This is a genomic window from Mangrovimonas futianensis, from assembly GCF_021245805.1.
GTDB classification, from domain to species: Bacteria; Bacteroidota; Bacteroidia; order Flavobacteriales; family Flavobacteriaceae; genus Mangrovimonas; species Mangrovimonas futianensis.
In genome coordinates this window covers 279,316-297,012 of sequence record NZ_JAJJNF010000004.1, presented here as the reverse complement: position 1 = coordinate 297,012, position 17,697 = coordinate 279,316, and the positions used below count along the sequence as shown (strand labels likewise).

Below are 17,697 nucleotides of genomic sequence, written 5' to 3'. Positions count from 1 at the left end.
TAATTATTTGAACAAACAAGAGAGAATAAGGGGTTTATAAGGGAGAGGATTATTAGTTTTACGAAGAATTTTCAATTGATTTTTTTTAAATTGAACATATATATAAATTCATTCCATTCTTTAATAATATCCTTGTAAAATGTTAGCATTGACATCAAATTATAAAATGAACTTTAGATTGTGTCTGGTTACTTTTAGTTTGTTTTTGGTTTCCATTTTTTCTCATGCTCAGTATACGCCTTACTTTAAAAACTATTCTATTTCAGACTATCGTGCTGGTAATCAAAATTGGGGAGTTGCAAAAGGGAATAGCGGTAAACTTTATGTAGCAAATAATGAAGGGTTGTTAGAGTTTGATGGAATGGTTTGGAAATTTTATGAGATGCCCAACAAAACCATTATAAGGTCTGTTCATGTTGCTGATGGTAAAATTTTCACTGGATCGTATGAGGAATTTGGTTATTGGGAAAAGAATGAATTTGGAGTGTTGGCCTATACTTCCTTAAGTTCTTCCTTGGAGGAGGAAACTTATAAAGATCAGGAATTTTGGAAGATTTTGTCGATTAATGGTCAGGTGCTATTTCAATCCTTTACCAACATATATATCTATAAAGATGGTGAATTAATTAAGGTTGATAAGAAAAATGCTAGTTCCACTCTAATATCAATGGATATTGTTGAGGGTCAAGTTTATGTTTCAACGTTAAAAAGAGGTGTTTTTATATTGGATAATAATGTTCTGGTGCCTGAAATTTTTGACCCTTTGTTGGTTGATACCAAAGTGATCTCCATTTTAAAGAAAGGGGCTTCATTATATCTATTTACTGGACTCAAAGGTTGTTTCATTTATTCCAACGGAGTTCTTAAACCATGGAATTCAGAAATCAATGATTTATTGGAGCAACATCAGTTAAATGTATTTACGGAAGATACCAACGGTCAAATGATTTTTGGTACAATAAAAAATGGCCTTTATATAACCGATGATAGGGGGAACGTGCTTTTTCATATTAATAAAGAAAATGGGTTTATTAATAATACCGTTTTAAGCTTGGATTATGATGGTAGCTTTGGTTTGTGGTGCGGGTTGGATAATGGATTGTCTTATGTTGAACTTAATGCCAATGCTTATTTTTATAAGGATATAACTGGAAAACTTGGTGCTGTATACGATGTCATTGAGCATGAGGGCGTAATATATGTAGGTAGTAATACAGGGCTATTTTATTTAGATGAGAAAGGGGAATTGGTATTTATTGAAGATTCCCAAGGTCAAGTTTGGGATCTTGTAGAAATTGAAGGTCAACTATTTTGTGGTCATAATAATGGAACTTTTTTAGTAGACAATAAGACTATTATTCCCTTATCAAATCATACTGGGGGGTGGGTAATTAAAAAGGTACCTGAAAAAAATGATTTATATATACAAGGTACTTACACGGGTCTAGTCCGATATAGGAGGCTTGGTGATGAAAAATGGGATGTGAAACATTTAGGAAGGACCACCATTCCTACGAGGTTTCTAGTATTTGAAAATTCAAATAGTGCTTGGGTCGCTCATGCTTATAAAGGATTATATAAGGTCCAATTTGATAGTGCTTTTGATACCATAGAAAATATAACGGATTATAGTAATAAAGGTTTACTTTCTGATTATAATGTAAGGATTTATAGGATTAAAAATGATATTTTTTTTAAGACCAATCGTGGTTGGCAGAAATATGAACCTTTGTTAGATTCTATTGTTCCCTATAAAGTTTTGGAAGATAAATTGGGTCAAGATGCCTATATTATTTCCGAAGATGATCAAGAGGATTTGGTTATCAAAGATGGAAGGGATGTCATTCATTTCAAATCTATTTTAGGAGAGGCAAATCAACTTTCTATTACCAGTTCTTTTTTGAGAAATCGATTAATTGTGGGCTATGAGAAGATTTCAAAAATAAATGACTCCATTTCCGCTCTTAATTTGAATGATGGATTTTTAATGATAAATGAGCAACAATTTAGAGCCAATCATGATGTTGATAAACCGCAATTAGAAACACTTAGCGTCAACAGAGAACTAGTTGATGTTGATAAGGGGGATTTTGATTTTCCGTTTAAATCTAATATCTCGTTGGCATTTACCTCTCCACGTTCAAAGGATTATTTCTTCGCTTATAAATGGGTAAACAATGATGAAAATCAATGGTACGAATTGGAAAATCAGCTTTTGGAGTTTTCAAGTTTACCAGATGGGAAGCATACCGTTCTTGTGAAAGCGGTAAATAGTTTTGGAGATGAATCGGAACCTGTTGAAGTCTCCTTTGTCATACTTCCTCCTTGGTATAAGAGCTCTATAGGGTTTGGATTGTACGTCATTCTCATTTTGGTCATAATTGGGTTTATCATTTTTTTCCATCGTCGAAAAGTCTCGAAGGAACAGAGATTAATGCAGGAAAAGTTTGAATTGGAACAAGAGCAGCTGTTAAAGGAGAAGGCATTAGAAAATGAAAAGAACTTGGTAGAGTTAAAAAATCAAACATTGAAGAATGAAGTTAAATTGAAAAGCAAACAATTAGCAAATACAGCAATGGCCTTGGTCAAGAAAAATGAAACACTCCAAGATCTTAAAAAGGAGTTAGGGGCTAATAAAAAGGAATTTGGAAATGTCTTTGCATATAAAAAGTTGGTGAAGCGTATTGACGGATCCATAGGTCATGATGATGAGTGGGAAATTTTTGAATATAATTTCAATCAAGTGCATGAAGAATTCTTTAAAGAATTGAAAAGGATGCATCCGGTACTTACGCAAAAAGATCTCAAGATTTGTGCCTACATTAAGATGAATTTAACTACTAAAGAAATAGCGCCATTAATGAACATTTCTGTAAGGGGCGTAGAAACACATAGATACAGGCTTAAAAAGAAGCTTGATTTAGATAATGACAAATCCTTGACTGATTATTTGATGAATATTCAGTAAACACTTCGCTTTTATGTTAAAATCGTAGTTTTTACTACGTCAAAAATACGTCATCTAACGTTTTCGTAACGAGTTAGAAGCATTTTTATGTATATTTAAAGTACGTCATGCTTCACTTTTGGGTACTTTTTTGGAAAATGGCGTAATTAAAATGTAATTGATTATTTCACTCAGTTTCAAATACATCTTAATTTAGATTCGACTAATTATTTTCAAAATTCAAACTACGTATGAAAACAAGATTTAGGCTAATTTTAATGTTGCTTATGATATCTTCAATCGGCTTTGCTCAAGAAATACAAGTGAGTGGAACCGTGACGGGCAATGAAGATAATATGCCTCTACCAGGGGTAAGTGTAATTATTAGCGGAACAGCTCGAGGAACAAGTACAGATTTTGATGGGAACTACACTTTAAAAGCTAATCAGGGAGATGTCCTTGAGTTTAGTTTTGTAGGTTTTAAAAGCGCATCGGTCACTGTAGGGAGTAGCTCTACAATTGATGTGGTTTTGGAAACGGATGTAGCGGCATTAGATGAAGTGGTTGTAGTTGGGTATGGAACCCAAAAGAAAGCAGATTTAACAGGGTCAATAGCAACTGTTAAAGCTGAAGAAATTGAAAAAACACCTGCAGCCAACGTTATGCAGTCCATGCAAGGTAAAGTGGCAGGGGTGCAAATTGTAAGCGCTGGTACTCCAGGGGATTCTCCTACAGTTAGGATTAGAGGTCTTGGGACTTTTGGGTCTGGGACTAATGTACTATATGTAGTAGATGGAATGTTTTATGATAACATCGATTTCTTAAACTCAAAAGATATTGAATCAATTAATGTCCTTAAGGATGCCTCTTCTTCCGCAATATACGGAGTTCGAGCAGCCAATGGGGTGGTGTTGATTACTACCAAAACGGGTAGAAAAAATTCAAAACCAGTTTTTGAATATGATGGTTACTCTGGAGTTCAATTTGCTCAAAATGTGGTTCAAATGGCCAATGCTGAGCAATTTGTGACCATGGCCTACGAATCGGGATCTGAAGCAGATATCCAATTTGTATTGAACGCTATGCAACGTTTTGGGCGTAGTAGAGTAAATCCAAATGTTCCTAATGTAAATACCGATTGGTATGATGAGATAATGAGAGAGGGATTGATATCTAACCATAGTATCAGTGCTAGTGGTGGAGGAGAGAATGTGGCTTATTCTGTTGGGGCCAATTATCTTTCTCAAGAGGGTATCTTGGATATGAAAAATGAGTACGAAAGATTTAACATCCGTACTAAAGTGGATGTGGATTTGTCAGATCGATTCAAAATTGGTTCAAACTTGGTTTTTAGTAATGCCACTAAATACCTGCCAGAGAATTCTGCTTGGTTCAAGGCGTATTTTGCAGTGCCTATTTTGCCTGTTTATGATTTTCAAAATACAGATGCGACTCCAACTCCTTTTGCAAATGCAAGAGCAATTGGGTATAGAAGTTCTCAAAACCCTTTTCCAGATTTGAGATATAATAATAACAGACAGAAAATTAGAAAAGTTCAGACTAATTTTTATGTGCAAACTGAAATTATTCCTGAAAAATTAACCTTTAAAACGGTATATAACGCCAATCTAGCTGCTATTGAACAAAGAAACGTGAACCTCCCATTCAATATAGGTTATGGAGATCAACGAATCTCTAGTATTTCAAGATCTGACAATACCTATTTTAATCAAATTTGGGATAACACGCTTACTTATGAAGATAATTTTGGGGATCACAACATTACTTTGTTAGGAGGAGCCTCTTTTAGAGATGAAGCATACAATGGTTTATCAGGTTCTGGTGGTGATATTAGAGGTATTCAATTAGAGTCTTCGTGGTATTTGGATTTCTCAGATCCAGATCCAGAAACTCGTACTGTATCTGAGAACGGAAGACGTTATTATGGGATGTCCTATTTTGCTAGAGCGGCCTATAACTACAAAGGGAAGTATTTGTTATATGGTACGATTAGAGCAGATGGTTCATCTAAATTTACTCAAGATCCATGGGGATATTTCCCATCAGTTGGAGCCGGTTGGGTGATTTCAGAAGAAGGGTTTATGCAAAATAATGGCATTTTCGATTTCTTAAAATTAAGAGCTGCTTGGGGTAAATTAGGTAATGATAATGTGGCTCCAAGTTCTGGTGCCAATACCACAAGCGAAGTAATTATCGCTGCTGGTAACGATCCATTATCTGGAGTTACAGCTACAAGTACTTTTACCAATAATACATGGGAAGTCGTTGAAGAAAAGAATTTTGGTTTAAACATGATAACCTTAAATAACAGGCTGTCAATTGATGCAGATTACTACATCAGAGACACTCATGATGCTATTATGCCTGTTTACATTCCAATTGCTAATGTGACTTTACAGAGAAACTCAGGTCAAATTAGAAATTCAGGTTTAGAATTGGTCCTTAACTGGAATGAATCTGTAAATGAGGATTTCAGTTATAGTATTGGTGCCAATTTTACCACTTTGAAAAATGAAACTATAAGCATTGAAGATTCAAGAGGATATATTGATTCTGGATCTGCTGAATTCCGTCAAAGAACGATGGAAGGAGAACCTATCTTGGCTTTCTTCGGTTATGAAAGAATTGGAGTTTATCAAAATCAAGCTCAAATTGATGCCGATCCTACGGCTCAGGCAGCTATCGATGCAGGACAAAATATCCAACCAGGGGATTTAATTTATAGAGACCAGAATGGTGATGGGCAAATTACAGATGAGGATAGAGTTGTTCTTGGCTCTTTCTTACCTAAGTTTACCTATGGTGGAAATATTGAAGTCAATTATAAAAATTGGGGATTCTCTGCTAGTTTCTATGGTCAATCAGGAAACAAAATCCTAAACCGTAAAAGAGGAGAAATCATCTTTACCAATGATACCAATATGGATGCTGATTTAGCAAAAAATAGATGGCACGGGGAAGGTACAAGTAATGAATATCCGTCATCTGCTGGGTTGAGAAAATCATGGAACCAAAGATTAAGTGATTTTTGGATTGAAGATGGGGACTTCTTCAGAATTCAAAATATTCAATTGTCTTATACTATCAAGGGAAGTAAATTACTTAATGGGAAATTTCCAGAAACTCGTTTGACATTAACTGCAGATCGTCCATTTACATTCTTCAAGTACAATGGATTTGATCCTGAAGTTCCAAACGGTGTGGATAGACAAACCTATCCAATTCCAGCAGTATATACGGTAGGTATCAATGTGAAAATATAAAAAAAGAGATATGAAAAGAATAGAAAAATTAATAAACAAAACCATTTGGGCCATTCTTTTGTCCCTTGGAATGGTATCCTGTTCGGATAAGATTAATGAACAAGAGGGGCAGTTAAATGCCGACGATTTAGATTATACAAATACCGAAGATATGATTGATCCACTTGTGGGAGCCTATCAGATATTTGGTACCAGAGGATGGGAGGAACCACTCTTGTTATCTGTGCGTGGAGATGATGTAAACTCTGGAGGGTTGGGAGACCAACAACCATTCTGGGATACAGACCAATTTATCTACAACAAAGATTATTGGATGTACAATTCTCTATTTGCTTTACACTATTCTGATATAGTAGGTCTAAATACCGCAATGGAATTGATCAATCAATACCGAAGCTATGCAGACCCTAGTTATTATGACGAAGCTGACCAATATTTGGCAGAAATTAAAGTCATGAGAGCGTGGTTGCATTTTAATTTAGCCAGAAACTGGGGAAATGTATTTATTATAAACACCACAGAGCCTGATACAGAATATATCAATGGAACCGTTAGTAAAGATGGTGTCATGGAATATGTGATTTCAGAGATGAATGAAGCAATTCCAAACCTTTTGGATGCACGCCCTAATGAAAGAATGGACATTTATGGAGGTATTACCAAATATGCTGCAATGGCTTTACAGGCAATGGCCTATCAAGAATTGGAGAATTATCAAGAGGTGGCCAATGTCACTGGTGAGATTATCAATTCAGACAAGTTTATGCTTTATCCTGATTATTATAATTTGTTTAAAACAGATGGTGAAGTAAGCAATGAAAACCTTTGGGAAATTCAGTTCTCCGATTTCGGAAATGCTACTGGAGATACCTTCTATCATTTATATGCACCTTTTGGACCTACAGCTTATGTGCCAGCGAGACCAGATGCTTCTGGTGGTTGGGGATTCTTTGAGCCTAGTATGAAGTATATAAAATTTATGTTGGATAGAGGGGAAACTGTTAGACTTGAAACTAGCGTGTTGTTTACTCCTGATGGAATCAATGAAATTCAAAGTGATCCAAATTATGCTGACCTTCCAGGGTTTGTTACTAATACCACTCCAGATGGAGATGTTATTAATAATTCTCCTCGTGCTGATTTCTTTAGTGGTAAACATTATTTACCATCCAATCAAATTATTCAAGGAAGAAATAATTATGGAGCTGGTAAAAATTATATTGTTTTTAGATATGCAGAAATTCTTTTAATGTATGCTGAGGCCTTAACTCATGGGGCTAGCGGTAATGGAATGTCAGCTGATCAAGCTGTAAATATGGTGAGATCTAGAGCCGGTTTAGGAAATATTTCTGGTGTTACCACTGAGACAGTTATGGATGAAAAACTAGCTGAGTTAGCAATGGAATGGGGTGTGCGTTATTTCGATATGATCAGGTTAGACTGGTATGATGAATTGAGTTATGATGGTAGAACCTTTACTGCAGATAAGGAATTATTGCCTTATCCGCAAGGACAGGTAGATGCGTTACCTCTAGAAAATTAATAGAATAAAACTTACAGTGATATGAAAAAAATATTAAGATATACTACAGTTCTTTTTGTTGGAATCCTCATGTATTCCTGTTATGATGGAATAGATCCGATTACGGCAGTAGATCCAGGTCAAGATGAGGGAGCGCCAATTGTTACCATTGTTAAGCCAACAGAGGGGTTGGCTATTTCAGATCCAAATCCAACATCTTCAGTTGATATTGAATTAGAGGCAGAAGATGACATTGAACTTGCATTAGTAACCGTTTCGGTTGACGGCAATCAAATTGCTAGTTATGATGAGTTTACCGATTATCGTATTGTAACTAGAGAATTAACATATGACAATGTAACTATTGGAGACCATGTTGTTTCAGTTTCTGCAACAGACCTTGTTGGAAATACAACAACTGTAACGGCAAATTTCACAAAAGAGCCACCATATGTGCCTTTATATGAAGGTGAAATGCTATACATGCCTTTTGATGGGGACTATACTAACCTAGTGAATTCTATGCCTGCCACAACAGTGGGATCTCCAGGTTTTGCAGGTGAATCTTATGCAGGGAATAATGCCTATGCCGGAGCTACTGATTCTTATTTGACGGTTCCTACTGAAGGCTTATTAAGTAGCCAGTTTACGGCTTCTTTTTGGTATAAAGTAGATGCAAATCCAAACAGAGCTGGTATACTTACAGTTGGACCTCCAGATGAGGATAATCCAGATGCCCAAAATAACAGAACAAGCGGATTCAGATTCTTCAGAGAAGATGCAGGAGGTATGCAACGTTTCAAATTGAATGTGGGTACTGGTGATGGTGAATCTTGGTTTGATGGTGGTTCAGCCGCTGATGTGGATCCAACCACAAATGAATGGATTCATTTAGCTTTTACCATTTCTGAATCAGAAGCTGTTGTTTACATCAACGGTAATGTAGTAAGCCAAAACTCCTTTTCTGGAGTTGACTGGACTGGATGTGATATTTTATCAATCATGTCAGGAGCTCCAAGATTTACAGGTTGGAATCATTTATCTGACCTAAGTTATATGGATGAATTAAGAATTTTCAATGTGGCTTTAAGTCAATCTGAAATTGTGGAGCAAATGGCATACAGCAGCCAAATTCTATATATGCCTTTCAATGGGAGCTACACTGATATTGTAAATGATGTGGATGCAACTGAAGAAGGAACTCCTGGATTTACTGGTTCAGCAGATGCCTATATGGGTAATAACGCTTATGCAGGTGCAACAGATTCTTATTTGACTGTTCCAACAGATATGCTAAACTTAGGAAGCGACTTGAGTGCAACATTTTGGATGAATATCAATGCAGATCCAGATCGTGCTGGAATACTAGTTATTGGTCCGCCTGATGAAGATAATCCAGATGCTCAAAATAACAGAACAAGCGGTTTTAGATTCTTCCGTGAAAATGCTGGAGGTATGCAAAGATTTAAATTGAATGTCGGTAATGGAACTGCAGATTCTTGGTTTGATGGAGGTACAGCAGCTGATGTAGATCCTAGCACAACAGATTGGGTGCATTTTGCCTTTACAATTTCAGATTCAGCAGTTGTTGTTTATATCAATGGAAACATAGTAAGTCAAGGTTCTGTTTCTGGAGGTGTTGATTGGACAGGTTGTGATATTTTATCCATCATGTCTGGTGCTCCTAGATTTACAGGATGGAATCACTGGTCTGACCTGAGCTATATGGATGAGTTAAGACTTTATAATAAAGCATTATCTCAAGAAGAGGTACAAAGTATGCTTTAATATGCACAATTTACCTTCACATAAGTGATTGTAATTATTTGAATTAGCCTTATTTGATTTTTAGCTGTATTTCCTTTAAACCGAAATGCAGCTAAATTTCTTAAAATCGAATCGAATTAAAAATGAGACGCTTAAATCCTAAATTTTTCTTTTCCTTTTTCTTGGTTTTATTTCTGTTGGGATGTAAATCAGAAGGTAAGAAAGCAGACCACAAAATTTCAGAATCAAAGACCGACCAGGTTGAATTATCTGATGACCAATTATTAGACACCGTTCAAAAACAAACCTTTGATTATTTCTGGGATGGTGCAGAACCCAATTCTGGTTTGGCTAGGGAAAGATTACATATGGATGATGAATATCCAACTTCTCCAAAGAATACAGTAACGACTGGAGGAAGTGGTTTTGGCCTTATGGCCATTTTAGTTGGGGTAGAACGTGGCTTTGTAACGAGACAGCAAGCACTAGAAAGATATGAGCAAATTGTTGATTTTCTTGAGAAAGCAGATCGATTTCATGGAGCCTGGCCACACTGGCTAAATGGAGAGACAGGAAAGGTTGTCCCATTTGGTAAAAAGGACAATGGAGGAGATTTGGTTGAAACGGCTTTTTTAGTTCAAGGACTACTAACAGTTTCAGAGTACTTTAAGGGAGGTGATGAAAGAGAAGAAGCTTTGGTTACCAGGATAGATGAATTGTGGAGAGATGTTGAGTGGGATTGGTATACTCAGGGAGGTAAAGATGTACTCTACTGGCATTGGTCTCCTAATTATGGTTGGGAAATGAACTTTCCAGTTGGGGGGTATAATGAATGCTTGATCATGTATGTTCTAGCGGCAGCCTCACCAACACATTCTATTTCCAAAAGTGTTTATGAAAAGGGATGGGCTAGGAACGGAAAAATTATGTCCAATGATTCACTTTATGGAAAAGCTTTAGTACTTGATTATTACGAGCATAATGATGCTGCCGTAGGTCCATTATTTTGGGCACACTACTCTTATTTAGGGTTGAACCCTAAAGGTTTAAAAGATCAGTATGCAGACTATTGGAAATTGGTACAAAACCATGCCATTATCCATCATGAATATGCACAAGAAAATCCTAAACATTTTAAAGGTTATGGTGATAGCCTATGGGGCTTGACTTCCAGTTATTCCATGAAAGGATATGCAGGACATAGACCAGGTAATGATTTAGGGGTTATTTCTCCAACAGCTGCTTTGTCTTCATTCCCCTATACTCCAGAGGCTAGTATGAAAATGCTGAGGTATATGTATAAAAATGAAGATTCCTTGATAGGAAAATACGGTCCCTATGATGCATTTAGTTTAGAATATAAATGGTATTTACCTCGCTATCTAGCTATTGATCAAGGACCCATACCTGTAATGATTGAGAATTATAGAACGGGATTGTTGTGGGATTTATTCATGAAAAATAAGGATGTAAAAGAAGGACTGGATAAGTTAGGTTTTACAAATGAGTAAGATTAAGAGTTACATACTACTAATTTGCTTCTTGTTTGTTAGCACCTCATATTCTCAAGAGAGTCCATATTTAAAGGTTTTGTTTGAAGATAGCCCGATGCCTGATGCCTATTTCTTTTCGAATGTGGAATTTACGGGAGAGAGCTGGGTGAAAAATATAGATGGAAAACTTCTAGTCAACAATCATATTTCCTTTACACCAAAAAATGCTTTGTTTGTCCAATATCATTCTGCGGTATCTGGAAATTGGACTGCCGAAATATTGTATGATAAAATTCGTGGAATAGATTATTTTGTACCAGCAGATGTTTTGTCCTTTTGGATGTTTCTTCCCAATAAGGATGCTATGGCATCGCTACCCAATTTAAGCTTGGGCTATAATGGCCAAAGCAAATCGGTGTCTTTGAAAGACGTATTTCAAAATCGTCCAATTAAACAATGGGTGCAAATTAAGATCCCATTAGATCAATTTGGCGAGAATATAGTAATCAATGGGATTTCGGGTTTGAAGTTATCTCAAGCTGCTACAAGTATTTCCAACCATAGTTTTTTAATCGATCAGATTGAGTTTATTTCAGAGGAACCGGCACCCTTTATAACACAGAAACCCAACTTAATTTCTGTGAAGGGATTTGAAAAACACATTGATTTAACCTGGGAAAAACCAACAGACATGAATGTGAAATACATTCAAATTTATAGAAAATCTGGCAAGGATTCCGATTTTAAATATATAGGAATCCAACATCCTTGGATATCTGGATATACAGATTTTGTTGGAGACTCCAAGGAGACTTACACTTACCAAATTTCCTATTTAAATAAAGATTATTTAAATACCACGCCTTCCAATGTGTTGAGTACTCAAACAAGGGAAATGACTGATAACGAACTTTTGGATATGGTTCAAGAGTCCCACCTAAGATATTACTGGGATGGTGCAGAATCTAATTCTGGACTTGCCTTGGAAAATATTCCGGGAAGAACAACTATGATTGCCACAGGTGCTTCTGGGTTTGGAATGATGGCTATAATTGCTGGCATCCATAGAAAGTTTATTTCTAGGGAGGAAGCGGTAGAACGATTCTTAAAAATGACCAGATATTTAATGAAAGCTGATCGTTTTCATGGGGCTTTTCCACATTTTTTGAATGGGGAAACAGGAAAAGTAGTTCCTTTCTTCGGAAAACGTGATAATGGAGCAGATTTAGTAGAAACATCCTTTTTAATGCAAGGACTATTAACAGCAAAATCCTTTTTTGATAAGAACGATCCTAAAGAAATTGAAATAAGAAATAATATAACAAAACTTTGGGAAGAAGTTGAATGGGATTGGTTTCGTCAAGAATCGAGTAAAGACTTTTTAACTTGGCATTGGTCACCAGATCAATCATGGACCATCGATCATCAATTGATCGGTTGGAATGAAACAATGATTACCTATTTTTTAGCAATTGCATCACCAACCCATTATATTCCGGCTTCGATGTATTACACTGGTTGGGCAAGTCCATCAAAAAAAGCTCAAGAATATAGGACTAATTGGGGAAAGACTAAGGATGGCTCTATGTATAAAAATGGTCATGCCTATGATGGAATAGAATTGCCTGTTGGCGTATCAAATGGAGGGCCATTATTTTTCATCCATTATTCCTATTTCGGATTAGATCCTCATCAGTTGACGGATGCCTATGTTAACTATTTCGAGAATAATAAGAGAATTGCAAAAATCAATCAAAATTACTGTATAACCAATCCGAAAAATCATCCCGGATATGGTTCTGATTATTGGGGTTTGACAGCTAGTGACGGCCCTTATAAATATTCAGCTGATGAGCCTAATCCTATCAATGATCATGGTAAAATTACCCCTACTGGAGCCTTATCCAGTTTTCCATATACACCAGAGGCTTCTATGAAAGCTCTAAAGAATTTTTATCGAAACTATGGAGAAAGATGGTATGGCTATTATGGGTTCTATGACGCTATGTCGTTGAAGGATCATTGGAGATCTCCATTATTTATGGGCTTAAATCAAGCTCCTATTGTTATCATGATTGAAAATCATAGATCAGGTTTGATTTGGGAGCTATTTATGAAAAATAAAGACATAAAAGAAGGGTTGAAAAATCTAAATATAGAAACTGAAAAAATAAATAAATGATGAAGAGATTAATTTTTGGGTGTTTGTTGCTTCTAATTACCAGTTGTAATAATGATGATGGACCAGGTTATCAACCCCCTTTTAACCCAAACCCAGACCCTGAAGAAAATCCTTTGACCAATGATGAAATCATGGACTTGGTTCAAGAGGAAACCTTTAAATACTTTTGGGATTATGCCGAATCTAATTCTGGTGCGGCTAAAGAAAGATATCACCCCAGTAATCCTACCCTAAATCAAAATGTTGTGACTTCAGGAGGATCAGGATTTGGATTAATGGCCATATTAGTGGGGATTGAGCGTGGTTTTATCACACGATCAGAAGGCGTAGCTAGACTTCAGCAAATTTTAAACTTTTATGAAGGTGCCGATAGATTTCATGGAGCTTGGTCTCATTGGATTGATGGACCAACAGGATTTGCTTTACCTTTCAGTAATCTGGATGATGGAGGGGATATCGTTGAAACAGCATTCTTTGTTCAAGGCTTGATTTGTGTCAAAGAGTATTTTAAAGAAGGCTCTACAGATGAAATCGCACTTTCCGATCAAGCAGATATGCTTTGGAAAGGCGTGGAATGGGATTGGTATACCCAAGGTCAAAATAAATTATTCTGGCACTGGAGCCCAAATCATGAGTTCGCCATTAATTTGGAATTAAAGGGTTATAATGAAACCTTGATTGCCTTTATTCTTGGTGCTGCTTCTCCCGATCATCCTATTGCTCCCGAAGTTTATCATGAAGGATGGGCTAGTAACGGTGGTATCGTGTCTTCTGCCAATCAATATGGGTATCCTCTAGTTTTAGATCATGTCGGATCAGGAACAGGACCTTTATTTTGGGCACACTACTCATATTTAGGCTTAGACCCTAGAAATTTATCAGATCAATATGCCAATTATTGGGATTTAAATAGAAATCATACACTAATCAATTATTCTTATTGTGTGGATAATCCTAATAATTACACGGATTATGGTCCTAATTGTTGGGGCCTGACAGCTAGTTACAGTAGAAATGGTGATGGATCTATAGGATATAGTGCCCATGAACCAGAGAATGATACGGGAGTCATTTCCCCGACAGCAGCGATAAGCTCCATTCCCTACACACCAGAGGAGTCCTTAAATGCGATGCACTTCTTCTACAGTAAAGAAAATGTACTCTTGGGGCCTGCAGGTTTTTACGATGCCTTTAGTCCTGCTTACAACTACTGGGTCGCTAATGCCTATTTAGCTATTGATCAAGGCCCTCAAATTGTGATGATTGAAAATTACAGAACAGGACTTTTATGGGACTTGTTTATGGCAAATGAAGATGTTCAAAACGGATTAAACATTTTAGGTTTTACATATTAAAAGATGGTGAGTATAAAGAAATATTTAGTGCTGACAATCCTATTGATTTACGGAATGGGACACGCACAAAAGGAATTATATCAAAAGGAAAATTTCATTAATGGAAATGATACGTTAATGTATCGCATAATGTTTCCCAAGGATTTTAAGGAGAGTAGGCAATACCCGTTAGTGTTGTTTTTACATGGCGCTGGAGAGCGAGGTAATGACAATCAATCACAATTAGTACATGGCAGTAGTTTATTTGCTTCTGAAAAGAATAGAGACTCCTTTCCGGCAATTGTGATTTTTCCACAATGTCCTAAAGATGACTATTGGGCCAATGCCAATGTAGATAGGAGTTCATACCCTTTAACATTGACATTTCCGAAGGATGCTGCACCTACCAAGGCCATGGATTTGGTAATGAAATTACTTGAAGAAACCATAGCCAAACCTTACATTAAGAAAGATCAAATATACCTTGGAGGTCTCTCCATGGGAGGGATGGGGACCTTTGAGCTTTTATCAAGAAAGCCTAATGTCTTTGCTGCTGCTTTTGCTATCTGCGGAGGCGGAAATCCAGAATTGGCAGAAAATTATGCGACCAAATTACCGATGTGGATTTTTCATGGAGCCAAAGATGATGTGGTTACCCCTGAACATTCCATCCAAATGGTACAAGCCCTATTAAGTTATGGAGGAAAGCCAAATTTTAATTTATATGGAGACGCAAATCATAACAGTTGGGATTCAACATTTGCTGAACCCAATTTATTGCCCTGGCTTTTTTCAAAATCGAAAATATTAGAACAATGAGTACAATGACGAAACTAAAAACCCTTACTGCAGGATTACTTATTTTTTCAATGATGTCCTGTAATCAAGAAGCTTCCAACAAAACAAAGTTGTCTAATTCCAATACCGAAAACCCATTTGAGGCTCAAGTGGATTCCATTTTGGGGTTGATGACTTTGGATGAGAAATTAGGCCAATTAAACTTACCATCTTCTGGAGATATAACTACGGGACAAGCGCAAAGCTCTAACATAGCCCAAAAGATAGAAGAAGGAAAAGTAGGGGGGTTATTCAATATAAAAACCGTAGAAAAAATTAAGGAAGTACAGCGAATAGCAGTTGAGAAAAGCCGTCTTAAAATCCCTTTACTTTTTGGTATGGATGTTATTCATGGCTATGAATCTACCTTTCCAATTCCCCTTGGTTTGTCTTGTACTTGGGACATGGAAATGATAAAGAGAACAGCACAAATTGCAGCTCAGGAAGCTACTGCCGATGGTATCAACTGGACGTTTTCGCCTATGGTGGATATTTCAAGAGATCCACGCTGGGGTAGAATTTCAGAAGGAAATGGAGAAGATCCCTTTTTAGGTGGAGAAATAGCAAAAGCTATGGTAGAAGGTTATCAAGGTGATGACCTAACCCAAAACAATACTATGATGGCCTGTGTGAAGCATTTTGCATTATATGGAGCGCCAGAGGCTGGTAGGGACTATAACACGGTAGATATGAGTAAATACCGAATGTTTAACGAATACTTATATCCTTATCAAGCTGCAGTTGAAGCTGGAGTAGGATCGGTAATGGCATCCTTTAATGAAGTAGATGGGATACCAGCAACTGGTAACAAGTGGCTGATGACTGACTTATTGAGAGATCAATGGGGATTTGATGGCTTTGTAGTTACAGATTACACCGGGATTCCTGAAATGATTGCTCATGGAATGGGTGATCTTCAAGACGTTTCTGCCTTAGCACTAAAGGCTGGGATTGATATGGATATGGTTGGTGAGGGTTTATCAGGCACTTTAAAAAAGTCATTGGACGAAGAGAAGGTGACAATGAATGATATTGATACAGCTGTTAAAAGAATTTTAACCGCCAAATACAAACTAGGCCTTTTTGATGACCCTTATAAATATTGTGATGTAGAGCGTGCCAAGACCGAGGTTTTCTCTGAAGAACATAGGGCTTTTGCTAGAAAAGTTGGAGCTGAATCTATGGTGTTGCTGAAAAATGAAAATCAACTGTTGCCTCTTAAAAAGTCAGGAACTATTGCTTTGGTTGGTCCTTTAGCAAATACAGCTGTTAATATGGCAGGAACCTGGAGTGTGGCTACTAAACAAGAAAAGTCTATTACTGTATTGGATGGTTTAAAACAAGCAGTAGGAGACCAAGTAAATATTCTTTATGCCAAGGGAAGTAATGTAGATTTTGATTTAGATTTTGAGAAACGTATCACCATGTTTGGTAAGGAAATACCAAGGGATGATAAAAGTGATAAACAATTAATAGATGAGGCCCTGATGGTTGCTTCTAAATCTGATGTTATTGTAGCTGCGATAGGAGAAACAGCCGAGTTAAGTGGAGAAAGTAGCAGCGTTTCCAAACTTCAAATTCCGCAAGCCCAAAAGGATTTATTAAGCGCCTTGTTGGAGACTGGGAAACCAGTGGTGGTGGTTTTATTTACAGGAAGACCTTTGGCTATTGTAGAAGAAAATAAAACGGTACCAGCTATTTTAAATGTTTGGTTCCCGGGTAGCGAAGCCGGTTTGTCCATAGCCGACGTCTTATTTGGAGATGTGAATCCATCCGGAAAATTGACATCCACTTTCCCTATGAATGTGGGACAAGTTCCTATTTTTTATAATCATAAGAATACAGGTCGACCTCTTTCGAATAAGGAAGGAAGGTTTGAAAAATTCAGAAGTAATTATTTAGATGTTAGAAATGAACCTCTATATCCATTTGGATATGGTTTAAGCTACACCAAGTTTGATTATTCCAATTACAGTCTGAGTGCAAATACCATGAATGCCGATGGAAGTATTGAAGTTGCAGTTGATGTAACCAATGTGGGAAATTATGACGGTAAGGAAGTGGTTCAACTCTACATCAGGGATGTTGTAGGTTCTGTTACCAGACCAGTTAAAGAGTTGAAGGGATTCAAGAAAATAGACCTTAAAAAAGGAGAAACTAAAAGGGTGACCTTTGATATAACAGAAGAGGATCTAAAATTCTATAATTACGATTTGAATTTTGTTGCAGAACCAGGTGCTTTCCAAGTTTTTGTTGGCACCGATTCAGCGACTGAAATGATGAGAGAATTTGAATTAAAAAACTAAAAACTTAAGACAAATAATGACTTAA

Annotated in this window: 9 protein-coding genes; all 9 read left to right on the top strand. The window is 36.7% G+C overall.

Annotated features, from left to right (window positions below):
- Positions 1 to 139: 139 nt before the first annotated feature.
- Complete coding sequence (locus tag LOK78_RS08525) at positions 140 to 2,968, top strand: helix-turn-helix and ligand-binding sensor domain-containing protein (RefSeq protein ID WP_232634591.1); 2,829 nt, start codon at positions 140 to 142, stop codon at positions 2,966 to 2,968.
- A 266-nt stretch (positions 2,969 to 3,234) separates the two neighbouring features.
- Complete coding sequence (locus LOK78_RS08520) at positions 3,235 to 6,231, top strand: SusC/RagA family TonB-linked outer membrane protein (protein WP_232634590.1); 2,997 nt, start codon at positions 3,235 to 3,237, stop codon at positions 6,229 to 6,231.
- Positions 6,232 to 6,241: 10 nt separating this feature from the next.
- Complete coding sequence (locus tag LOK78_RS08515; protein ID WP_232634589.1) at positions 6,242 to 7,774, top strand: RagB/SusD family nutrient uptake outer membrane protein; 1,533 nt, start codon at positions 6,242 to 6,244, stop codon at positions 7,772 to 7,774.
- Between the two features lie 21 nt (positions 7,775 to 7,795).
- Positions 7,796 to 9,541: a LamG domain-containing protein gene (locus tag LOK78_RS08510; RefSeq protein ID WP_232634588.1), complete on the top strand. Its 1,746-nt coding sequence runs from the start codon at positions 7,796 to 7,798 to the stop codon at positions 9,539 to 9,541.
- 122 nt (positions 9,542 to 9,663) lie between these two features.
- Positions 9,664 to 11,031, top strand: a complete 1,368-nt coding sequence (locus LOK78_RS08505) for a glucoamylase family protein (protein WP_232634587.1) — start codon at positions 9,664 to 9,666, stop codon at positions 11,029 to 11,031.
- Positions 11,024 to 13,195, top strand: coding sequence for a glucoamylase family protein (locus LOK78_RS08500; RefSeq protein ID WP_232634586.1), 2,172 nt, complete (start codon positions 11,024 to 11,026; stop codon positions 13,193 to 13,195). The genes LOK78_RS08505 and LOK78_RS08500 overlap by 8 nt, the downstream gene beginning before the upstream one ends.
- Positions 13,195 to 14,550 (top strand): glucoamylase family protein, encoded by a 1,356-nt coding sequence (locus LOK78_RS08495; protein WP_232634656.1) that lies wholly within the window; start codon positions 13,195 to 13,197, stop codon positions 14,548 to 14,550. Before LOK78_RS08500 ends, LOK78_RS08495 begins: the two co-directional genes overlap by 1 nt.
- 27 nt (positions 14,551 to 14,577) lie before the next feature.
- Positions 14,578 to 15,348 (top strand): carboxylesterase family protein, encoded by a 771-nt coding sequence (locus LOK78_RS08490; RefSeq protein WP_336246331.1) that lies wholly within the window; start codon positions 14,578 to 14,580, stop codon positions 15,346 to 15,348.
- 50 nt (positions 15,349 to 15,398) lie between these two features.
- Positions 15,399 to 17,672, top strand: a complete 2,274-nt coding sequence (bglX, locus tag LOK78_RS08485; RefSeq protein WP_370465564.1) for a beta-glucosidase BglX — start codon at positions 15,399 to 15,401, stop codon at positions 17,670 to 17,672.
- Positions 17,673 to 17,697 lie beyond the last annotated feature (25 nt).